Source organism: Thalassobacterium maritimum (assembly GCF_031127805.1).
GTDB lineage: Bacteria > Verrucomicrobiota > Verrucomicrobiia > Opitutales > Coraliomargaritaceae > Thalassobacterium > Thalassobacterium maritimum.
Genome location: NZ_JARXHW010000013.1, coordinates 1 through 21,256, shown reverse-complemented (window position 1 = coordinate 21,256; position 21,256 = coordinate 1). Strand labels below are relative to the sequence as shown.

General features: G+C 52.3%; 16 protein-coding genes. 9 read left to right on the top strand and 7 right to left on the bottom strand.

What is annotated here, in order from left to right:
- Window positions 1-36: 36 nt before the first annotated feature.
- A complete protein-coding gene (locus QEH52_RS07470) occupies window positions 37-1,839 on the bottom strand; it encodes a phosphoenolpyruvate carboxykinase (GTP) (protein ID WP_308949477.1) in 1,803 nt (600 codons plus the stop codon).
- Window positions 1,840-2,038: 199 nt separating this feature from the next.
- On the opposite strand from QEH52_RS07470, the gene QEH52_RS07465 reads away from it, so the two are divergent.
- Window positions 2,039-4,132: a DNA gyrase/topoisomerase IV subunit A gene (locus tag QEH52_RS07465; RefSeq protein WP_308949476.1), complete on the top strand. Its 2,094-nt coding sequence runs from the start codon at window positions 2,039-2,041 to the stop codon at window positions 4,130-4,132.
- A gap of 128 nt (window positions 4,133-4,260) precedes the next feature.
- Here QEH52_RS07465 and QEH52_RS07460 read toward each other — a convergent pair whose 3' ends face one another.
- On the bottom strand, window positions 4,261-4,743 hold the full coding sequence (locus QEH52_RS07460) for a hypothetical protein (protein WP_308949474.1): 483 nt from the start codon (window positions 4,741-4,743) through the stop codon (window positions 4,261-4,263).
- A 609-nt stretch (window positions 4,744-5,352) separates the two neighbouring features.
- Between QEH52_RS07460 and pgsA the strand changes: the two genes are divergently transcribed.
- From pgsA to QEH52_RS07445, 3 genes are read left to right on the top strand one after another with little or no spacing between them, the layout of a single operon-like run.
- Entirely contained in the window at window positions 5,353-5,949 is a 597-nt protein-coding gene (pgsA, locus tag QEH52_RS07455) for a CDP-diacylglycerol--glycerol-3-phosphate 3-phosphatidyltransferase (RefSeq protein WP_308949473.1), read from the top strand.
- Complete coding sequence (locus QEH52_RS07450; protein ID WP_308949472.1) at window positions 5,946-6,467, top strand: phosphatidylglycerophosphatase A family protein; 522 nt, start codon at window positions 5,946-5,948, stop codon at window positions 6,465-6,467. The genes pgsA and QEH52_RS07450 overlap by 4 nt, the downstream gene beginning before the upstream one ends.
- Before the next feature lie 58 nt (window positions 6,468-6,525).
- The gene (locus tag QEH52_RS07445) at window positions 6,526-7,455 is read left to right on the top strand and encodes an ArsR/SmtB family transcription factor (protein ID WP_308949471.1); all 930 of its coding nucleotides are present in this window, start codon (window positions 6,526-6,528) and stop codon (window positions 7,453-7,455) included.
- A 113-nt stretch (window positions 7,456-7,568) separates the two neighbouring features.
- Here QEH52_RS07445 and QEH52_RS07440 read toward each other — a convergent pair whose 3' ends face one another.
- Window positions 7,569-8,522: a LysR family transcriptional regulator gene (locus QEH52_RS07440; protein WP_308949470.1), complete on the bottom strand. Its 954-nt coding sequence runs from the start codon at window positions 8,520-8,522 to the stop codon at window positions 7,569-7,571.
- A gap of 81 nt (window positions 8,523-8,603) precedes the next feature.
- On the opposite strand from QEH52_RS07440, the gene QEH52_RS07435 reads away from it, so the two are divergent.
- The 4 genes from QEH52_RS07435 (at window position 8,604) to QEH52_RS07420 (ending at window position 14,050) form a co-directional block, all read left to right on the top strand.
- On the top strand, window positions 8,604-9,662 hold the full coding sequence (locus tag QEH52_RS07435) for a CmpA/NrtA family ABC transporter substrate-binding protein (protein WP_308949469.1): 1,059 nt from the start codon (window positions 8,604-8,606) through the stop codon (window positions 9,660-9,662).
- Between the two features lie 225 nt (window positions 9,663-9,887).
- Window positions 9,888-10,682 carry an HAD-IIB family hydrolase gene (locus QEH52_RS07430; protein WP_308949468.1) on the top strand — a complete coding sequence of 265 codons (795 nt, stop codon included), beginning with the start codon at window positions 9,888-9,890 and terminating at the stop codon, window positions 10,680-10,682.
- A gap of 15 nt (window positions 10,683-10,697) precedes the next feature.
- Window positions 10,698-13,685: an alpha-amylase family glycosyl hydrolase gene (locus QEH52_RS07425; protein ID WP_308949467.1), complete on the top strand. Its 2,988-nt coding sequence runs from the start codon at window positions 10,698-10,700 to the stop codon at window positions 13,683-13,685.
- A 62-nt stretch (window positions 13,686-13,747) separates the two neighbouring features.
- Window positions 13,748-14,050, top strand: a complete 303-nt coding sequence (locus QEH52_RS07420; RefSeq protein WP_308949466.1) for a DUF6172 family protein — start codon at window positions 13,748-13,750, stop codon at window positions 14,048-14,050.
- A 77-nt stretch (window positions 14,051-14,127) separates the two neighbouring features.
- On the opposite strand, the gene rpe is transcribed toward QEH52_RS07420, so the two are convergent.
- Entirely contained in the window at window positions 14,128-14,787 is a 660-nt protein-coding gene (rpe, locus tag QEH52_RS07415) for a ribulose-phosphate 3-epimerase (protein ID WP_308949465.1), read from the bottom strand.
- 222 nt (window positions 14,788-15,009) lie between these two features.
- Here rpe and QEH52_RS07410 point away from each other — a divergent pair, with 222 nt between their 5' ends.
- Window positions 15,010-15,849, top strand: coding sequence for a hypothetical protein (locus QEH52_RS07410; RefSeq protein WP_308949464.1), 840 nt, complete (start codon window positions 15,010-15,012; stop codon window positions 15,847-15,849).
- A gap of 21 nt (window positions 15,850-15,870) precedes the next feature.
- Here the strand turns inward: QEH52_RS07410 and QEH52_RS07405 are convergent, their stop codons facing one another.
- From QEH52_RS07405 to QEH52_RS07395, 3 genes are all read right to left on the bottom strand, one after another.
- Complete coding sequence (locus QEH52_RS07405) at window positions 15,871-16,587, bottom strand: M48 family metallopeptidase (RefSeq protein WP_308949463.1); 717 nt, start codon at window positions 16,585-16,587, stop codon at window positions 15,871-15,873.
- A gap of 76 nt (window positions 16,588-16,663) precedes the next feature.
- Window positions 16,664-19,801 (bottom strand): type I restriction endonuclease subunit R, encoded by a 3,138-nt coding sequence (locus QEH52_RS07400; protein WP_308949462.1) that lies wholly within the window; start codon window positions 19,799-19,801, stop codon window positions 16,664-16,666.
- On the bottom strand, window positions 19,798-21,162 hold the full coding sequence (locus tag QEH52_RS07395; protein WP_308949461.1) for an ATP-binding protein: 1,365 nt from the start codon (window positions 21,160-21,162) through the stop codon (window positions 19,798-19,800). Before QEH52_RS07395 ends, QEH52_RS07400 begins: the two co-directional genes overlap by 4 nt.
- Between the last annotated feature and the right edge of the window lie 94 nt (window positions 21,163-21,256).

The window sequence follows — 21,256 nt, the reverse complement described above, 5'->3', positions numbered from 1 at the left end:
GCACTTAAAGCCTATCGTGTGTCAGAGCGATTCTCTCTATAAGCGCGAGACTAGCATTTCGCGCTGGAAAATCATCTCTTTGGGTAGGTGCTCGTGCAACTTTAGGAAGAGCTCTTCGTGTGTGAGCGTCTGCATGCGCAAGCGCTCGCGATCAATCTCCATTAGTTTATCAAAGTCTTCTTCGCTCATTTCGAGTCCGCGCCAATCGATGTCATCATAGCGAGGCATCCAGCCGATGGGGGTTTCCTTGGCACCCGCGCGTCCGGTAGCACGCTCTACGATCCAGCGTAGTGGGCGCATGTTATCGCTGAAGCCCGGCCAGAGGAACTTGCCGTCTTCGTCTTTGCGGAACCAGTTGACATTAAAGATGCGTGGGGTCTCGGCTAGATTGCGCTGCATTTTGATCCAGTGGCGGAAATAGTCGCCCATGTGGTAACCGCAGAAGGGCAGCATGGCCATGGGATCGCGGCGGACTTTGCCCAAGGTGCCTTCTGCGGCGGCGGTCATCTCCGACCCTGTGGTGGCGCCCAGATAAACGCCGTGGCCCCAGTTGAAGGCTTGTGATACAAGTGGTACATCGCTCATGCGGCGACCACCAAAGACCATGGCATGCACGCGGACGCCTTCGGGCTTTTCCCAGTCAGGGTCGATGACAGGGCAGTTGGCGGCTGGCGCGGTGAAGCGGCTGTTTGGATGAGCGGCTGGCGTATCACTTTCTGGGGTCCAATCCTGGCCCTTCCAGTCGATCAGGTGCGCAGGCGGCTCTTTGCTCATGCCTTCCCACCAAACGTCGCCGTCGTCGGTGAGGGCCACATTGGTAAAAATTGTATCCTTGGCGCAAGAGGTCATTGCGCTCGGGTTGGTGTCGAACGAAGTGCCCGGTGCTACGCCGAAGAAGCCGGCTTCGGGATTGATTGCATAAAGACGACCATCAGGTCCTGGCTTAATCCAAGCGATGTCGTCGCCCACGCAGGTGACCTTATAGCCTTCCATTTCTTTGGGAGGGATGACCATGGCGAAATTCGTTTTGCCGCAAGCGCTGGGGAATGCGGCCGTCACATAGGTCTTAGTGCCGTCTGGCTCTTCAACGCCTAGAATCAGCATGTGTTCGGCCATCCAGCCTTCGTCGCGCGCTAGTGTGGAGGCAATGCGAAGCGCGAGGCACTTTTTGCCCAGCAAGGCGTTGCCGCCGTAGCCTGAACCATAGGAGACGATGGTGCGCTCCTCGGGGAAGTGCACGATATGGGTGTCTTCAGGATTGCAAGGCCAAGCGACATCGACATCGCCTTCTTCCAGTGGGCATCCGACCGAGTGTAGGCAAGGGACAAAAAATCCATCCGCGCCTAATACGTCGAGCACTGGTGTGCCGATGCGAGTCATGATGCGCATATTGACCACCACGTAAGGGGAGTCGGTGATTTCCACGCCGATCTTGGAGATCGGCCCGCCGACAGGGCCCATGCTAAAAGGGATCACATACATCGTGCGCCCGTGCATGCATCCGTTGAAGAGGCCTTTTAACTTGCGGCGCATCTCGCGCGGCTCTTCCCAGTTGTTGGTTGGGCCGGCGCCGTCTTTATTTTGGGAGCAAATAAATGTCTTCGACTCGACGCGCGCGACATCGCGTGGGTCCGAGCGAAATAAATAACTATTGGGGCGCTTCTCTTCGTTGAGTTTGATGCATAGGTTCTTTTCGACCATCATTGAGAAGAGCGTATCGGCTTCTTCTTGCGAGCCATCACACCAATGAACCGATTCCGGTTCGCAGAGTGTGACCATCTTTTCGACCCATTTGAGTAGTGCTTTATGTGAGGTGAAGGAGGGTGTTGGATTAGACATGATCTCAACCTAGCACTGAACGAGCCAATGGTAAGGAAAAAACACAATTGGCAGAATTTTATTCATTTCAAAACTGGCTGTGAGCAAATCGACTAATTGTGCATACAGGCTAATAATTGAGTGACGCAGGGCGGTGATTCTGCACGCGTAAGCGAAATCTACTTGAACCCCGCTTGTGAAAACTTCTGACTCTAAACATATGCCTCGTAAAAAGACGCCTAAGACAGAAAATTTTGACCTCGAATTCGATCAGCCTTCCGAGTCCATCGAGGCCGAACCGTTGACGACGGAAGATATCTTCGCGCTCAAAACGGATACCGGGCACGTCGATCAGATGTTTAGCGATTGGTTTCTCGACTACGCCAGCTATGTGATTTTAGAGCGTGCGGTTCCACATGCGAATGATGGCCTGAAGCCGGTGCAGCGTCGCATATTACACTCGATGCGTGAGCTAGAAGATGGTCGCTACAACAAGGTGGCCAACGTGATCGGCAACACCATGAAGTATCACCCACACGGTGACGCTTCGATCGGGGATGCCATGGTGCAATTGGGGCAAAAGGAACTCTTGATCGACATGCAGGGCAACTGGGGCAACACCCTGACTGGCGATTCTGCCGCCGCGCCGCGTTACATTGAGGCCCGCCTGTCTAAGTTTGCACTAGATGTCGTTTTCAATCCGAAGACGACAAATTGGCTGGCATCGTATGATGGTCGAAACAAAGAGCCAGAGACACTACCGGTCAAATTCCCACTATTGCTGGCGCAAGGGGCCGAGGGCATTGCAGTTGGCCTGTCTTGTAAGATTTTGCCACACAACTTCAACGAACTCTTGGATGGTTGTATCGCGCTCTTGCGCAAAGAGACTCCCGAGCTGGTGCCTGACTTCCCGACGGGCGGGATCGCCGACGTGTCGGAATACAACAACGGCAAGCGTGGGGGGCGCGTCAAAGTGCGCGCGCGCATCGAAGCGCGCAAAAAGAACCTGCTCGCCATTACCGAGCTTCCTTTCGGCAAAACCACCACCAGCTTGATTGATTCGATCATCTCAGCCAACGAGAAGGGCAAGATTAAGATTCAGCGAGTGGAAGACAACACCGCCGATGTGGTGGAAATCTTGGTCTACCTGCCCAGCGGTTCCGACCCTTTTGTGGTGGAGCAAGCACTCTACGCATTTACTGATTGTGAGCTGTCTGTTTCCACCAATATTTGCGTGATCGAAAACGAGAAGCCGCACTTCTTTTCCGCGGCCGATCTACTCTATCTGGCGACTGAAAAGACTCGAAGCCTACTTAAACTCGAGCTCGAGATACAACTCGGCGAGCTCGAAGAGAAGTGGCACTTCAGCTCGCTGGAGAAGATCTTTATTGAGAAGCGCATCTATCGCCGGATCGAAGAAGAAGAAACTTGGGAAGCCGTCATCCATACCGTGGACGTAGGGCTCGATCCCTACAAGCAGCTCTTCAAGCGTGCGATCACTCAGGACGACATTCTGCGCCTGTTGGAAATTAAGATTAAGCGCATCTCTAAATTCGACTCTTTCCGTGCAAATGAACTGATTAAGGGGCTCGAAGAAGATATTGAGACCACCCAGAAGCACCTCAATCACTTGACTAAGTATACCATCAAGTGGTTCTCGGACCTGAAGAAGAAATACGGAATGGGGCGCGGCCGCAAAACCGAGCTTGCATCATTTAAGAAGGTGGTGGCGCAAGAAGTGGTGATTGCGAACGAAACGCTTTACGTCGACAAGAAGGAAGGCTTCGCAGGTTTCGGCATGAAGAAGGATGAGGCCGTGTGCAAGTGCTCGAACCTCGACGACGTGATCGCCATCAATCAAGAGGGCAAGCTGATCGTGAGCAAAGTTAGCGAGAAGGCCTTCTTTGGTAAGAATATTTTGCATATCGACATCTTTAACCGAGCTGAGCCCAACTCGATCACCTATTGCATGGTCTATCGCGACGGTCGTTCCGGCCCGACGCTAGCCAAGCATTTCACCACTGGCGGAGTGACTCGAGATCGCGAATACGATCTGACCAAAGGCACGCCCGGTTCCCGCGTCTTGTATATTTCCTGCTATCCCACCGAGGGGGGCGAAGCCGATGCCGTGAAAATTAACCTCAAGCCCGCGCCGCGTTTGCGCAAGACCGAGGAGGAACTCTTCTTTAAGGACCTCGCCGTGCGCGGACGATCCGCAGGCGGTAATATCGTGACGAAGAATCCGGTGCGCAATGTCGTGCGCATGACCAAGGCCGCCCGCGAGGCAGCTGAGGCGGAATCGGAATCTAAGTGAGTGCCTGTCGAGAAATGACGAGAGAATTCGGCCTCCAGTTTTTTTCGATATAGTCACTAGTTGAGGCTATGCAGGCTTCCTCGGGTTCCTCATTTATGGCGCGTTGTCGACATTGAGTGCTCTGACTGTTAGTCCTGTTGGAAATTGAATCTGCCACAATACCAAAAACCAAACCATATGGCGGCGAGAAGAGAGGGGGCGGTAGAATATATTAAAGTTAATCCAGTTTGATAATCGCGATGCTCAATCTGGAAATCGCCAAAGTCTGCACTTCGTAGTCCTCGAATATATGATAATTCCATTTTCTTTTTCTCTTCGCCCCAACGAAATGCTCCAAAACGACTCATTGTAACCGAGTAGGGTAAACTTCCTGCCTTAACTTTGAGTATTTCTTCGGAATGAGGTGTCGACTCAATCGCCCATTCACGCGTGTCTGGGTGGATTTCTTCGACCAATACGAGTTTTGTCTTAGCGCAGGATATTGTAAACTGTTTCTCTAAATCCCCCCGAATATGTAGTGTCAGAGCATCGTTTACTTTGACTGTAGCTTCGAAGAACGGCCTGAATCGCTCATAGGAAAGTTTACCATTATGCCTGAAAGATACTTTCATTTTTTCTCCCATATCGTCGATATGTGGCGCTGAGTGAGGAACGAACGGAGTCGCCCACAGTCGCCTTGGTATGCTCGGCATGTTGATAAACTAATATGGTTAAAGTCCATCGTGAAAGACCTGAACAACAAATCAATTACTAGAGAAGCACAAGTGCGTAATCACGAGATTCCGCGCGGAAGCAGTGTGGATCCAACCGGCGAGCTGATGTGCAAGTCAGGAGGTCCGCCGACAAGACCGGGCAGCTTGCTGAACCGGACTACGTCATAGGAGCACAGAGGGCGGTCTCCTCAGTTATGGGTTGTCTGTGTTTTCTGGATCAGGACTCGAATGCGTCAGATGCCCAGATCGCTCAACTGCACTAATGCTCTGCTTTTCCAGCGTAGCTGGGGACCGCTTATAGCCGCTCATTTTACGCTTATGATTCGTGTTCATTTATATGCGTTTGATCGCTTCGGTTCGGCGAGATGGGTGCGGGTCTTCTTGTGGTACCAGTTGGGCAGGACGTCTCGTCTCCATTTGGTTGCAACTTTCGCATTCAAGTTTTTCTCACGTAAAATCTCGAATTTTGGGCTAGCCGCCTGCTTGCATCTGCGGCATCTTAACACTGTGAATCTTCCAAATTTACTGACGCTTTCTCGAATCCCAATCCTCTTCGGCATTGTGGGCTTTCTCTATGCCCCGTTCACGGGGGCGAGCACGATCGCCTTTGTACTGTTTGTAATTGGGGCTCTGACCGATTGGGCCGATGGCTATGTCGCTCGTAAACAGGGGATTGTGTCTAACTTCGGGAAGTTAATGGACGCCTTGACGGATAAGGTCTTCATGGTCGGCCTCTTTATTGCTCTACTGGCGCATGGCACCTTGCCCGCCTGGGCTTTACCTTTGTTACTCTTAATCCTTAGTCGCGAATTTTTGATCACAGGCCTGCGCCTGGTGGCGGCGAGTTCTGGCATCGTGTTGGCGGCGGAAAAATCGGGTAAGCACAAGACTGTCTCGCAAATCGTAGCGGCTATTTTATTGCTTTTAGCAGTGAGCGTGCGGGTCGATTTTTCCGAATGGATCCCTGCAATTGTGGGCGATGTGCTGCACTGGGGCGGGCTGGCTTTCTTTGTGATTGCGACGCTACTGACGGTTTCTTCCGGCACACAATATATGATTAAATATTGGTCCATCTTTACGGGTGAAAACGAGGAAAAGTCGTGAGTGCCATTGATCGTTACGTATTTTGGACACGTACCTTGTCCACTCCCTTAGTCGTCAATCTCGCGACTATCGGCCCTGTGGGGCGTATGAAGAAAGCGCCTGGCACATGGGGCAGTGTGGTCGGCTTGGCCTTTTACGCAGTCTTTTTTCATAATGCCTCCCCGCTCGGCTTTATTTTTCTAGCGGCTTTGAGTGCATATATATCGGTGGCCATTTGTGATGCGGCGGAAAAACGGCTGCAGATGCGCGACCCGGGCATGATTGTATTGGATGAAGTGGTGGCTGTGCCCTTGGTTTTCATTGGCATGGGTGGCCACAGTGGCTTGATTGCGCAGCATGGCAGCTGGCCCGTGCTTTTGGGTGGTTTTGCCCTGTTCCGAGTCTTCGATATTTTAAAGCCATTTGGAATCTCGAAGCTACAGGATTTGCCAGGCGGATTGGGCTGTGCCGTCGACGACTTAGCCGCAGGAATGGCCGCATGTGTCAGCTTGCACCTGATCTTGCGCTTTTTCTTCTAGCGAGAACTTCAACTAAGATTGCTTGCCTCGGTGGCGCTTCTTCTCAGAAACTCTTTGGATGGCAGATTCTTGGGAAACTCTTAAACTATTGGCGGATTCAACGCGCGTGCGGATCCTTTCGCTCTTGATGCGGGAGGAACTGTCGGTGGCAGAGTTACAAGAAGTGCTTGATATGGGGCAGTCGCGCATCTCATCACACCTCGGGCTACTCCGCCAAGGAGAGCTAGTGCACGATCGACGCGAGGGGAAGAAGACCTTTTATGCGATCAATCGAGGCTTCGACACACAAGGCCTCGCCTTGCTGGAGGCTGCACGGCTTGCAGTGGAAGATACTGAACAAATCGTTGCTGACTGTGCGAACTTAAAGCGCATCCTAGAAAAGCGCAAACAACAGTCGGAGCAGTATTTTAACTCCGTGGCGGGGCGCTTAGGTAAAAACTATTGCCCTGGGCGTAGCTGGGAGGCGATCGGACATTTTTTACTGCACCTGACCCCGAAAATCAAAATTGCAGACCTAGGCGCAGGCGAAGGCCTTTTATCGCAACTCTTGGCGCGACGTGCGGAGCAAGTGACCTGTATTGATAATTCTCCAAAAATGGTCGAGTTTGGCCGTGATTTAGCAAAGAAGAACGGCTTCACCAACCTCACCTATCAACTGGGGGACATCGAGCAGGTGCCACTGAAGGATACAAGTGTGGACCTCGCGTTGCTCAGCCAAGCGCTCCACCATGCGCAACACCCAGAAGCCGCAGTGCAGGAGGCGTTTCGTATTTTAAAACCCGGCGGCCAGTTAATTATAATTGACCTATTAGAACACCAATTTGAAAAAGCACGTGAGCTCTATGCTGATGTCTGGATGGGCTTCTCCGAAAACACCCTGTATCAGTATCTAAAGAGCGCAGGCTTTCGTAAGATCGAGGTCAACGTCGTGGCGCGTGAAAGCGAAGAGCCCAACTTTCAAACTGTGCTAGCCAGTGGCGTGAAGTAGTGCTTGGCTTCAAGCGACCGAACTTGCTGAGCTATTAAAATAGTATTGAATTGTAATTTACTCCTTAGGTGGGGGCGGGCCTCGTTGAAGTAAGAGGGGGCACCTTGGTGTGATTAATGGGGCTTCTTGCTTGTGCTCTTGCTGGAGCCAGTTTGTTTGCTTGAATGCATTTTGCTGCATACTGCTTGGCTAATGCCTAGGAAAGTTTCTTCAGTAATTGAAAGTTTCTTGTCCTTCGCATAGCTGATGCCCCAATTGCGGATGAGTTTTCGTTGACCGGTGGATATTTGCATTAAACTACCCGCATTGATCTCGTTCTCGACTGTCCATGAGGCGAGAAAGCTGACTCCGTAGTTAATTTTTACCAGTTCCTTAATCGCTTCCATACTGCCCAGTTCGATGTAGTTTTGCATCAGCAGTTTGTTTTGGCGAAATGCTTGTTCTACCAAATCGAAGGTATGGCTGCCTTTATTATACAAGACCATGCGTTCCTGCGCAATTTTAGCCATTCGGGCGCGGCCACTTTGTGCAAATTCGTGGATTGGGGAGGTCACCAATATTAATTCATCTGAAAATAACGGCTTCGCTTCAATCTCTTTGAGGTCTGACGGAGTCACGATGATCGCCAAGTCAATCTCATGGCGACGCGTCATTTCTAGTAGTTGCGGGGTGTCGGCAGGTGTGATGGTCAGTATGCAGTCTGGGAAACACTCATTAAACTCTCGTAATACATTAGGCAATATATGTTGGCAAGCTGTCGTGCTGGCACCGATACGTAGCCTTCCACGCCCCCAGTTGACTCGGTCCTGAATGCGCATGCGCGCCCCTTGCATTTGATTCAGAATATTTTGCGCATCTTTATACAGTTCTTCGCCATCATCAGTGATGTTGATCTTGCGCCCGGTGCGAGTGACTAGTTGGCAGCGTAGGTCTGTCTCTAAATTTTTGACCGAGTGACTGATGGCCGACTGCGTAAGGCTCAGTATGCGCGCAGTTTCTGTAAAGCTTCCCGTTTGAACCAAAGTACAAAAGGCTAGAAGTTGGCGGCTGTCGATCGTTTCAAGCATGAGAGAAATTCATTTAATGTATGAATGTATTCTTTTTATTTATTTTTTAAATAGGTATGGTCAATGCTTATCTGAGGGCAAATGTTTACCGTTACTTCAGACTTTGCCATTCGCTCACGCCGCAATGCTTCAATTCAATTAGGATATGTTCGATTACTCGATGCAGCGCCGTTGGTGATTGCGGACAGTCTTGGCATGTTTCGCGAGGCTGGGCTCGATATAGAGCTATCGCGAGAGGTCGGCTGGGCGACAATACGTGACAAACTCGCCTTCGGCGAGCTGGATGTCGCGCAAGCGCTGAGTCCCATGCCGTTTATGATGCAGATGGGCGTCAACGTGAGCAAAACCGAAGTTATCACCGGAATGGTGCTCAATTGTAATGGCAATGCAATTACACTTTCGAAGCAGCTCCACGAGGAAGGCGTGGATGACGGTCTAAGCTTACGGCGTTATATCAAAAGTGGATTTCATCCTCGCAAACTGGTATTGGGGGTTGTTTCTCATGCATCGTCGCATCACTTTACCCTGTGTCGCTGGCTCGAGGCCCAAGGTATCAAGCCGCAAGAAGACGTCATTATTTCGGTTCTACCGCCCGATCAGATGGTGCGTAATCTGGCGGCTAATAATATTGACGGCTTCTGCGTGGGCGAGCCATGGAGCTCATTGGCGATTGAAGAGGAGCTCGGATGGTGCGTGGCCACGAGTTCTGAGATTTCGAGTGGTTATCCGGAGAAAGTGCTCGCGACGACCGAGCGTTTTTATAGCTATCGAGGCGAGGAGTATATTAAGATGATACAAGTGCTGTTGCAGGCCTGTGAGTATTGTGACAACAGTGATACTCGTAGCGAAATGCTCAACATACTGTCGCGCTCCGAATATTTAAACTGCAGCCCCAAGACCCTGTCGCATGCGTTTTCGGAAGAATTCCCGAAGGGCTACGGCAAGGCTGCCAGCGGCACTTTTATCAGCTTTAGCGGTGATCAGTTGAATTGCCCCGATCTAGCGCGTGCTACACAGGTTTATCAGGATCTGTTGCGCTTTATGCCGCATTGCTCTAGTAGCGTTAGCACTGAAAATTCCGTTTCCAGTATTTATCGTGAATCGATCTACCTGCAGGCAACGCGTGAGCTGGTTGGTTGAAGCCTAAGTAACGCATTATAGTGTTAGAGTAAATTCACGGGCGCGCCATTGCTAAATTTCAAGTTGGCATGTGAATTGCTCAGCGCTATTTATGTTTTCTCATTATCTGCGAATATTAGTTCAACGGCTCTCCCGCATGCGCATGCGTCGGGAGGCACAAGAATTGCGACCGGCCTTTGCGCGGGTGCAAGTTCTGCGGAATATTGACAGCGCGTTCTGAGTCGGATGGGGCAGTCACAAAAACTTCTTTTCGTCACTGACTTGGATGCCACTTTCCTGGATCACAGTTATTCATGGGCGCAAGCAGCGCCAGCGATTCTGCGCTTGCGGAATCTGGGGCTACCGCTGGTGTTAAACTCAAGCAAGACGCTGGCCGAGATGGAGGATTTGGCCAAGTCGCTGGATCTAGACTCGCCGATCGTTGCGGAAAATGGCGGCCTGTTGGCGATTCGCAAAGAACGACCGGGCGACTATGCCGTTCAGATTAACGGCATCGCGCGCAGTGAGATTTTACAAGCCGCGCATGAGTTGCGTTGTCGCTTAGGCTATAAGTTTGCCGGTTTTGATGACTGGTCGGATCAAGAGCTTTCTGAACGCACGGGACTCTCGATCCCACAGGCGCAGCGCTCGCGCTCGCGGCTGGCAACGGAGCCGATCACTTGGAACGATACCGAGGTACACCGCTTGGCATTTGCCGAAGCGCTCTCGGCCCGCGGGATTCGTATGTTGCGCGGCGGCCGCTTCTGGCATTTGATGGGGAGCGCCGACAAGGCGGACGGCACCGCAGCTGCTTTGAAATTTTATCAAGACCGAGAGCCGGATGTGGAGTGGGTGCTGGTTGCCCTTGGCGACAGTGCCAACGACACTGCCATGCTGGAAGCGGCGGATATCGCCGTGGTGATTCCGCATGCAGACGGCCCACACATTACACCCTATGCGCCACGCGTGGTGCACGCTCCGTTCCCAACGTCTAAGGGTTGGAACGCAGCGGTCTTATCCATCCTAGACGAATACTGCTAAATACCTACATTACCTATGGGAGATTTTCATCAACACGGACTGATCACTACGCTGCATCAGCTTAATAACCGCCCGCTGGAAAAGCTGGAAGCGGAGCTCATGCAATTTCGCAAGCGCCGACCGATGGCCTTGGTATTGCCTTCACTCTATTCGGAGCTGCAGATGCCCGCACTCTCATCCATTGTCGATGAGCTGGCAGATGTGCCTTATCTGGATCAAATTGTGGTCGGGCTGGACCGCGCCAACGAAGCGGAATACCGTCACGCGTTGGAGTTTTTTAGCCGCTTGCCGCAACAGCCTGAAGTGCTTTGGAACGATGGGCCTCGTTTGCGCAAAATTGATGCCTTGCTACAGGAAAAGGGGCTCGCTCCTAAGGAGATGGGCAAGGGGCGCAATGTCTGGTATATGTTCGGCTATGTGCTGGCGGCCGGCAAGGCCGAGGCGGTCGCACTGCACGATTGCGATATCACTACTTACAAGCGCGACATGCTCGCACGCTTGATCTATCCCGTCGCTAACCCGTCCTTTAGCTATAAGTTTTGTAAGGGCTATTATGCGCGTGTGGCCAACAATTCCATGAATGGGCGCGTCTGCCGACTCTTGGTGACGCCCTTGATCCGTGCCTTGAAAAAAGTCTGCGGTGGCAATGAGTATTTGGATTACCTCGACAGTTTTCACTATCCCTTGGCTGGCGAATTTTCAATGCAACGCGATGTGATCGAGGACATTCGCATCCCGTCGGACTGGGGCTTGGAAATGGGCGTGCTCTCTGAAATGCAGCGCAATTATTCGACCAATCAAATTTGTCAGGTCGATGTGGCCGATACCTACGATCACAAGCATCAGGATCTCTCTCTGGAAGATCGCAGTCGCGGACTCTCAAAAATGAGTTGTGACATCACAAAATCCCTCTATCGCAAGATGGCGACGCAGGGGCAGGTGTTTTCACACGAGCATGTGCGCACGATCAAAGCGGCATACTTCCGCATCGCTTTGGACATGGTGGATAGCTACCACAACGATGCCATGATCAATGGTCTCAAATTTGACCGCCACACCGAGGGCGCGGCGGTCGAAGTCTTTGCGGAGAACATTTTAAATGCCGGCGAAGAATTCCTAGACCCGAGCAAGTCGATGGATGTGCCCTTCATGCCCAGCTGGAAACGTGTTATCGCGGCGGTGCCGGACATCTTGCACCAGCTCAAAGAGGCCGTTGAAGACGATCGTCAGGAGTTCGGCTCCGAGATTGTAGTTAACCCAGCCTTACACCCGAAGACACAGCGCGTGCGTCAACGTGTGGCCCTGCACGTCAACGAGATCTATGGCGCAGACCAGGCAGAAGCCATTACCGATCATTTGCTGGAAGCAGCCAACATGTCGGAGCAAGTGGCCCCGGTGGCGCTTGGCACTAGTAAGTGGGATCAATCCGATGTGATGATGATCACCTATGGCGATTCCATCATTAGCGAGACCCGCAAGCCCTTGCGGGAGCTTAAAAACTTCTTAGTGCGTGATTTACGAGACACGCTGAGTGCGGTGCACGTTTTGCCTTTCAATCCCTACAGTTCCGACGACGGTTTCTCGGTGATCGATTACAAGGCAATCGATACAAAGCTCGGCACTTGGGAAGACTTGCAGTCCATCGGCGAGGACTTCGACATCATGGCGGACTTAGTGATCAATCACTGCTCAAGCGAATCGCGCTGGTTTAAGAATTTCCTCAAAGGCCGCGATCCTGGCCGTGATTACTTTATCGAAGGGACTGACTACGAAGATCTATCTGCAGTGGTTCGGCCGCGCAGCACGCCGCTCTTGACAGAAGTGCAAACCGTCGACGGCGAAAAGCACGTATGGTGCACCTTTAGCGAAGATCAAATCGATCTAAACTATAGGAACCCAGAGGTGCTCTACGAAATCGTGCGCATCATACGCCACTACGTAGAGCAAGGAATTCGCTACTTTCGCTTGGATGCGATCGCCTTCCTGTGGAAGCAGTCAGGCACGACCTGCGTGCATCTACCGCAAACGCATGAGCTGATCAAGTTGCTGCGCATCGTGATCGAGAACTTGGAGCCATCGGCGGTGTTGATTACCGAAACCAATGTGCCCAATCGCGAGAATTTGAGCTACTTTGGCAACGATAACGAGGCGCACCTAATCTATAACTTCTCACTGCCACCACTGCTGCTTAATTCGATTTTAAGTGGCAACTGTCAGCACTTGAAGACATGGATGATGTCGATGCCGCCAGCACGTCGTGGCCGCGCTTATCTGAACTTTATCGCCTCTCACGATGGCATCGGTCTGCGTCCCGCTGAAGGTTTGTTGTCCAGTGAAGAATTGGACGGCTTGGTTGAGAATTTACGCGATAGCGGTGGCGAGATTTCCATGCGTCGCACACCAGAGGGGGACCTGACGCCTTACGAGGCCAACATCTCGCTCTACAGTGCGATGGCGAAGACAATTGGCGGCAGCGAGGATGGCCTGCAAATGGCACGCTTCATCTGCGCTCATACCATCATGCTCGCCCTGGAAGGTCTGCCTGCGATCTATATTCACAGCCTGCTGGGCACTGAAAATAATCGCGAGGGTATGGCACGAACCGGTCGTGCCCGCACGATCAATCGCTTTCAGTGGCCCGCAGATGAGCTCAACGCCGCGCTGCAAGACGACGAACGCCACCATAAGGCAGTTTTCGCAGAGATGAAGCGTTTGATCGAGATCCGCCGCAAGCAGCCGGCCTTTCACCCAAATGCCACGCAATACACCTTGCACTTCTCGGATCAAGTGTTCGCCTTCTGGCGTGAGAGCCTGAACCGCGATCAATCACTCTTCGCTCTAAACAACGTATCTGCGGAGCGGCAAACCATCCCATTAGTCGAGCTCAACCTGATCGCCACCGAAACATGGTGCGACTTGATTAGCGGCGAGAGCTACGCAGACCTCGAAGGTGAAATTGTGCTGGAGCCGTATAGCTCAGTCTGGATTTCGAATAAAGTGTAGCTGATTTCTCTCATTAAATAGCGATTGCGTTTAGGGCAATTCCCTAAACGCTCTGCGCACTTATGAAGAAAACCTTTCCGCTCACGCATCCCAGAATCAAACCCGAACGCTTAGTCGAGTCGACCCGCGCGGAGGTGAATAAATACCTCAAACGCGAGCGTAAGAAAAAGCTGCCCGAGGGAAAAGATTTCTGGGACTTTGATTGCAAGGTGGGCATCAGTGCCGAGTCAGCTGAGGTCGTGCATCTGAGCGCACTCTCGCAAGCCATCGGTCAAGCACTCACCGAGGGCGGTGAAACCGTCTACGTCGAAGTCATCGCCAAGGCAAAAGCACGCCAGAAGAAGGCGAGCCAGCCAGAGGATTAGGTCCGAATACCAGCGTTAGAGGGCCCCGATTTCGCGGAGGCCCTAAATTTTTGTCGCGCAGCCGCTTCGCCGGCGTACTACGCGGTGACTGAATCGATGAAAGCCGCTTGATCGGCCGCTTTAAAAAAGGCGGTGCCAGCGACCAATGCGTCCGCGCCGCGTTGCGTGCAGAGTGGAGCGGTCTCTAAGTCCACACCGCCATCAATTTCCAGACGATAGTTCAGGCCCAGCTCCGTGCGCCAAGTGTCAAATTGCTCGATCTTGGGCAGCACATCATGGCGAAAGCTTTGTCCACCGAAGCCAGGTTGCACCGTCATGAGCAGTACGATGTCGCAGACAGGCAAAAACTCTTTGGCGTCTTCCGCCGGTGTGTCCGGATTCAAGACCACGCCACACTTGCAGCCCTTGGACTTGATGTAGGCCAAAGTGTCCGCTACGGGGTAGTCTGGCTCCACGTGAATAGTAATTTGCTCTGCGCCAGCGTCCAGAAAGGCATCGATGTAGAGGTGTGGATTGTCCAACATTAGGTGCACATCAAAGAACAGCTTTGAGTCTGGGCGCATCGCTTTGATGGTCTGCGGTCCAAAGCTCAGATTCGGCACAAAGTGGCCGTCCATAATGTCAAGGTGCACCCATTGCAGACCCGCATCTTCGATCACCTTTAGGCTGCTACGAAGGTTGGCATGGTCGCCAGCGAGAATGGAGGGCGCGAGTAAAGTCTTGTGTGGGCTAGGCATGCTGCTAATTGAGCGCGTCGCCGATTCATTGGCAAGCGAGCTTTTGTACTTGGAACCGATTCGTGTCGTAGCAAATGGTGAAATTAGCTCGATTATTTTGCCCCAATAAGTATGCTTAATAGCTTAACAATATAAGCTTATACAACCTGAGCCTGTCATATGACGTATTTATTTAGATTCAGTCTGCTTTTTTTCATACTCGGTTTAAGTGCCAGCTATGGCATGGTTAATCTCACCTTACCCACAGGTGCCGACACCGCGCCCACGGGTTTAGACGGGCAGCCAGTCGACCCCGGCTTTAGCAATGTCGGGCAAGTGGCTGGCAGCTCCAGCACTGGCTCAGGAGTTTACCTTGGCGATGGTTGGGTGCTCACGGCCAATCACGTTAATGCGGGGGCCTTCACCGTTGGTGGAAGCACATACAGTTATAATGGAGTGGACTCTTATCAAATCGGGGGCACCGACTTGAGACTCTTTAAATTGGCCACATTACCACTTTTGCCGAGTCTATCCATCGTAGATGCAACGCCAGCGCTCAATAGTGATGTCACGATGATTTCAGGAGGTCGCTCTCCCGAAGCTTCCGCCACCACTTGGTATGTTGAAACTGGTGCGACTTGGACCTGGAGTGAGAGTTTTTTCGCAGGTGCCGAAGGCACGCTAGATGGTTACAAGACTACCAGCACGCGCACCGTGCGTTGGGGCACCAATGAGATCTCAAGCTTTGGCAGCTACGCAGGAGCCGATACCTTAGTGACTAACTTTTCGTCCAGTGGCACCACTTATGAGGCGCAAGCAGTCAGAAACGATTCCGGTGGTGGATTCTTTGTAGAAGAGGGGGGCGAGTGGAAATTAGCTGGCAGCATCGCAGCCGTCGGCACCTACAATAATCAGCCGAACAACACGGACAGCGCCATCATCGGGCAAATCACAATCGCCATCGATCTATCGGAGTATAAAAGCGAGATTGAGGCCTACATGGTGCCCGAGCCTGCTAGCTTCGCCTTGGCCTTGGGCTTACTCGTATTCTTTCGAGCATTCATACATCGCCACCGTGTTTAAATTCCGATTTAAGTAAGTGTCTTAATACCGCCAAGCTTCGTGTCTGACTGGTAAATCGTTGAGAACATTGCGGGTGTGCCTCCAGTTTGGGAGGTGTCGATCCATCAGCCCTACAAAGCGTTCGTTGTGGGTGGGCTCTAGTAGATGTACCATCTCATGCACAACCAAGTATTCGAGACAGCTCTTTGGTTTCTTAGTTAGTTCGGTGTTAAGTCGAATGGTGCCTCGATGGTGAGTGCAGCTGCCCCATTTGGTCTTCATTCGGCGCACGTAGAATTTCTTAACTTCGACTTCTAGACGCGACTCCCACTTTTTTATGAGCTTAGGAAGCTCTGCCTTAAGTTGTTCGCGATACCACTCTTCGAGAATCGCCTCTCGTTTGGCTTGCGAGCTCCCAGGTCGAATGCGGAGTAAGAGCTTCTGATGGGAGAGGGTGATTTCGGGCGGACGCTCTGCTTCGATGATCGAGAGTAGGTAGCGCTTGCCCCAAAGATAATGACTTTCCCTTTCGAGGTATTCGCGGGGCGTCTCGCGGTCTTGCTCAGCCATTTTGCGCTGCTGTGCCTGGATCCAGCCGAGCTTTGAGATGACATAGACGCGTATGGTATCGAGCTTCATGTGCTCTGGTGCCGCGACGGTCACGCGACCTGTAGGAGGATGCACGCTGAGGTGAACATTCTTAATGTCCTTGCGCAGCACATCGCAGGTGAGTTCACCGAGTTTGATTTGATCAAGCATTCTGTTCGTTAAGAAAGAAAGGTTTTGCTGCACGCTACGAGAATGATCCGTTGAAATGAATGTATCGGAAGTCGCATTAGTATTCGGCTTGCTGCTTGATAATGTCGAAGAGGCGTATCACTTCAGCAGCATTGTGATTCAGCAGTGGCAAGAGTGCGGCCATAATGATGCGTTCCTTACCCTCGTGTCCACGAAATCCATCTTGTTTGACCTCACGCACCTTGGCGTCGATCTGCTGCGCCAGTTCTAGCAGTTGATCCTTGGAGAAGGGGGCTTGGCCTTCGGCTACCTGTTGCGATGAGAAGGGTTGCAAGTTTTCGTAGATGGCAGCCAGGGCTTTGCTTCGCTTTAAGACTTCGGGCGTATCTTCGGAGTGGCCGCTCTGGACTTTCTTGGCGAGGGCTTCAATGCGCTTTAAGTATTCTTCGTATTCGATGGCTTTGCGTTTTCGGTCGGCGATGATCTCGTCGAGCAGTTCAGACATCTTTTCGTAGTAGGCTGGATTGGTGAGGCTCTCTTTGATGATCTTACTGCGGACGTTGTTCTCAATCGTCTCGGCTACGGATTCTTTGCTCTTTATGTTGCCTAGCTTTTCGGCAATCGCATCTGCAATCCCTGTCTTCACAATCAGATCGACAAGTGGCACGTCTTCGAAGTTTGAAATCTTCTTCGGGCCTTCGGCATGAATGTAATTGTCGATCAAGTGCCGCATGTCGGCCTCGTAGGCTTTTACGTCGAGCACTTCACCGCTGGCATTGCGAATGGTGTCGCGCAGCTTTACGTAGTGCTGCAACTGTCCTTCGATGCGTGTGCAGTCGGCATCTGAATAGCCCGCAGCAGTCATTTCGTCGGCGATGTTAGCGTAGGCTCTCACGAGACTTGCGGTGCCCTTGTAGAGCCCTGCACGTTGTGGCTCAGTTGCTTCTAAGTCGCCTGCGATCTCGGTGTTGCCACAGAAGTAATGGATGTAGTCGATCTCCGCTTGGGGCGGTTCAACAGGATCGCAGAGCAGTGCCAGTTGTTCGATGGCGGTATCGAGGCGTTCACGGCCTTTCTTGAGGCGATCTTTGAGTAGCACATCAGAGCGGTCGCCATTCGTATCATCCCCGTGATCGAGTTCTGCTGAGTAAACGGCAATCGCATTTTCGACGGAGGTGAATAGATCCATGTAATCGACGATGTAGCCGAAGTCTTTGTCTTCACCGTCCAGCCGATTGGTACGGCAGATCGCTTGAAAGAGTCCGTGGTCTTGCATCTTCTTATCGATGTAGAGAAAGGTGCACGGGGGCGCGTCAAAGCCAGTCAGCAGTTTATCGACCACTACCAGCAGTTTCATTTTGGCCGGTTCTTTGATGAACTGCTGTTTGGCCGCGTCTTCGTAGGTCTTGGTGGCTGATTGCCCCGGCGCGGGACTGACGTCTTTGAGTAATTCCGTGTAAGTGTCGAAGATGACTTGCTTGGCGGTTTCTGTGTCCGCGCCTGTCTCCTCTTTAGAGACGTCACTCTGATTCGGATTGTAAGAGGTGATGACTGCGCACTTTCCCTTGAAGCCTGCTTCCTTTGAGTTAAAGAGTGTGTAGTAGCGGCAGGCTTCGTAAATACTCTTGGCCACCAGGATCGCGTTGCCACGTTGATTACTGAGGCGCGGCTTGGTGGTGAAGTCGAAGGCGATGTCGGTCACGACTTGAGACATGCGCGACTTCGAGCTGAGCACTTTTTGCATGGTGCCCCATTTCTTCTTAAGCTCGTCCTTCTGCCAGTCATTCAGGCCTTTGGTTTTCGCCTCAAACCAAGCGTCAATCTTATCCTCGGATCCGAGCTTCTGATTGATGTCGCGTGCTTCGTAAATCAAATCGAGCACCACCTCATCTTCCACCGCTTCACTGAACTTGTAGCGATGGATGTAGCGGCCAAAGACTTCCATCGTGGTCTGCTTGTCCTTCTTAAGCAGGGGAGTGCCGGTGAAGCCAATGAAGACAGCATTCGGCATGACCGCTTTCATTGCCTTATTGAGGTTGCCGCTCTGTGTGCGGTGGCACTCATCAACAAAGACAAATACATCGCCCACCGTTTTGCTGGGGCTGGATTCCAGCTCTTTGATAAAATCGTCAAACTTGAGCTCACCCTTGGGGCCGCGTGGACAAAACTTATGCACGAGTGTGCAGACGAGGCGCGGGTTTGGCTTACTCAGTTTTCTTAACAAGTCCTTACCGCTAGTCGCGCGCACTTTGTCCGTTTCGGATACGATATCAGATTGCTTAAGCACGCCCTCGATTTGCTTATCCAATTCATCTCGGTCGGTCACGATGACGATGCGGGCCTTGGAGTTATTCTCTAAAATCCATTTAGCCAGCAGCACCATGACGATGCTCTTACCGCTGCCCTGAGTGTGCCAGATGATGCCGCCTTCATGACGCTTCACATGTGCTTGAGATTCCTTAATTCCAAAATACTGATGCACGCGAGGCACCTTCTTTACGCCGCCATCGAACAGAATGAAGTCATGCATTAATTCGAGGATGCGTTCCTTGCGGCACATCTTGGCCAAATACTTATCCAGCTTGTAGCCTTCATTGTCGTCCGGGTCTTCCTTCCACTTTAGGAAATACTTTTCAGCTGTGCCCGTCGTTCCATATTGCAGGCCTTCGCTGTCGCTGCCTGCAAAGACCAGCTGCACGGTGCTGAAGAACCATTCGTTAAACTCTGGCTGCTGGTTGGAGATGAGTTGACGGATGCCATCGCCGATGGTCACGCGACTGCTCTTCAGCTCGATCACTCCGATCGCGATGCCGTTCACGTAGAGCACGAGATCGGGGCGGCGCTCATGCGCGCCTTTGAGAGTCACCTCTTCGGCAATCGCGAAGTCATTGTTCTTAGGTGTTTTCCAATCGATCAGCTTAACAGTTTCAGTCACTGCACCAGCCTCGACTTTGACCGGCACGCCGTAGCGCAAATAGTGGTAGACGTCCTTGTTGCTATAGTAGAGATCGCGCCCGCCCTTGTCGGCACGCCGGTGGAGCAAATTGATCGCCTGGCTGATCTGCGCAGCGGTGTAGCCTTGCTTGGTGAGCCATTGCGAGAGTAGGGCCTCTTCGATGTTTGAGTTGCCCTCACGCTCCTCCCAGTCGCCGAGGTAGTCGTAGTCGAGTGTATCCCGAAAGAGGGCGATGACTCGGTTTTGTGTAGCGCGTTCTGGTTTACCGATGTTGCTCATTTCAATACCTCCCAATGTCCGCCTTTAGCGGGGCCAATTCTCTGAATCCAGCCAGCTTCTTTTAGATACTTGATGTTGTTTTCGATTTTGTTCGTGCCAATGCCCACGATTTTGGAGAGCGCAACTTGACTGATGCTCGGTTCTAGCCTCATCGCTTCGACGATTTTGCTGCGATTCGGGCTTAGTTTTTCACCCCCCTTTTTACCCCCCTTTTCACCCCCCTTGTTCTCCGAACCTTCTCCGATCGCTGCCAAGTATTCGGGCGAGTAGGGGAACTCTGTCCACAGGTCGTGCCCGGAGAGGCTGAGCTCTGGCTCAGGGGTGCCGCCTGCGCGGCAGGCTTCGAAGATTCGTTGGATGCCGCGCCCCCAGGACTCGATTTCCCCAGCTCTAAAAAAGGCGTTGGCGATGTCTGGATTGAAGGGGTGGGAGGCGTGGTCTCCGAGGAGTTTGCTGAGGTTCCATCCATCGGGTAGCACAACGGGGTTCCACAGCTTTAGACGATCCGCAAAGACTTTGATCTGGATCGGGGCGGTGATGGCATAATCACGGTGAATCAGCGCATTGAGCACGGCCTCGCGCAGTGCGTCGTAGGGAATCGGGTAGGTCTCGATGCGCTGCAGGCCTTCGTAGTGAATCGCTGCTTTCAAATATTTGGTGCGTATCAGGTCAACGGTCTGAGCCGTCTGCGTGAACAGATCACCGTGGATTTCGTCATGGTAGACGAGATCCGACTCCGAACGGAAAAAGCCGACTTTGACATAGGCCCCAGTGACAAAGCGTTCGGGGTCTTCATGGAACAGTAACACCGCCGCACGTTTCAGATAGTCACCCTCCGTGAGTTTGAGCTTTTCAATCAAGATCGGGTCTGGCTCGTCCAAAAGCTTACGCTCCAGACGTCCGCTGGCAGTCGCCAGTTTGCGAAAATTCGCGATGGCCGCGCTGGAGAGATCGGCCACCCCGACATACGGCACGGGCACACCGTCCCAGGTCTTGCCCTGCGCGCGCAGAATGAAACGATCCAGGGCCGCGCCTTTGAGTTCCTGCAAGGTGCTGCCACTGCGCAGGTAGTATTTCCCCTTGTGGCTGATCGGGTTGGGGTAGGGCTCGACCACGATTTCAAGAAATTCCAACGCGCCCTCAGTGCGTAGGTTGACCGCCACCAAAATGCCCAGCAAGTCCCGCACTTTGTTGGGGATGTCTTCCAGCAGTTTCTTGGCACCCGTCACTCCGACCACTTTGCCCGCATCGTCGCGCCCAATCACCAACACGCCGCCTTCAGCATTGGCGAAGCCACAGACCCATTTCAGATACTCGTCGCGCCAAGTTTGCTTGTATTCGGTGTTTTGGGATTCGGGCATGGGTTGCTTTGGTTCAGTTTTTTTAACCACAGATTACACAGAGAGCACTGATGAGGGTGGTTGCTGGATAAATGAGCGTTGTGCTGGTATCTGT

Coding starts and splice junctions, on each gene's coding strand:
- QEH52_RS07470 (WP_308949477.1), bottom strand. CDS start 1,839: ATGTCTAATCCAACACCCTCCTTCACCTCACATAAAGCACTACTCAAA.
- QEH52_RS07465 (WP_308949476.1), top strand. CDS start 2,039: ATGCCTCGTAAAAAGACGCCTAAGACAGAAAATTTTGACCTCGAATTC.
- QEH52_RS07460 (WP_308949474.1), bottom strand. CDS start 4,743: ATGAAAGTATCTTTCAGGCATAATGGTAAACTTTCCTATGAGCGATTC.
- QEH52_RS07445 (WP_308949471.1), top strand. CDS start 6,526: ATGGCAGATTCTTGGGAAACTCTTAAACTATTGGCGGATTCAACGCGC.
- QEH52_RS07440 (WP_308949470.1), bottom strand. CDS start 8,522: ATGCTTGAAACGATCGACAGCCGCCAACTTCTAGCCTTTTGTACTTTG.
- QEH52_RS07435 (WP_308949469.1), top strand. CDS start 8,604: ATGTTTACCGTTACTTCAGACTTTGCCATTCGCTCACGCCGCAATGCT.
- QEH52_RS07430 (WP_308949468.1), top strand. CDS start 9,888: ATGGGGCAGTCACAAAAACTTCTTTTCGTCACTGACTTGGATGCCACT.
- QEH52_RS07425 (WP_308949467.1), top strand. CDS start 10,698: ATGGGAGATTTTCATCAACACGGACTGATCACTACGCTGCATCAGCTT.
- QEH52_RS07420 (WP_308949466.1), top strand. CDS start 13,748: ATGAAGAAAACCTTTCCGCTCACGCATCCCAGAATCAAACCCGAACGC.
- rpe (WP_308949465.1), bottom strand. CDS start 14,787: ATGCCTAGCCCACACAAGACTTTACTCGCGCCCTCCATTCTCGCTGGC.
- QEH52_RS07410 (WP_308949464.1), top strand. CDS start 15,010: ATGGTTAATCTCACCTTACCCACAGGTGCCGACACCGCGCCCACGGGT.
- QEH52_RS07405 (WP_308949463.1), bottom strand. CDS start 16,587: ATGCTTGATCAAATCAAACTCGGTGAACTCACCTGCGATGTGCTGCGC.
- QEH52_RS07400 (WP_308949462.1), bottom strand. CDS start 19,801: ATGAGCAACATCGGTAAACCAGAACGCGCTACACAAAACCGAGTCATC.
- QEH52_RS07395 (WP_308949461.1), bottom strand. CDS start 21,162: ATGCCCGAATCCCAAAACACCGAATACAAGCAAACTTGGCGCGACGAG.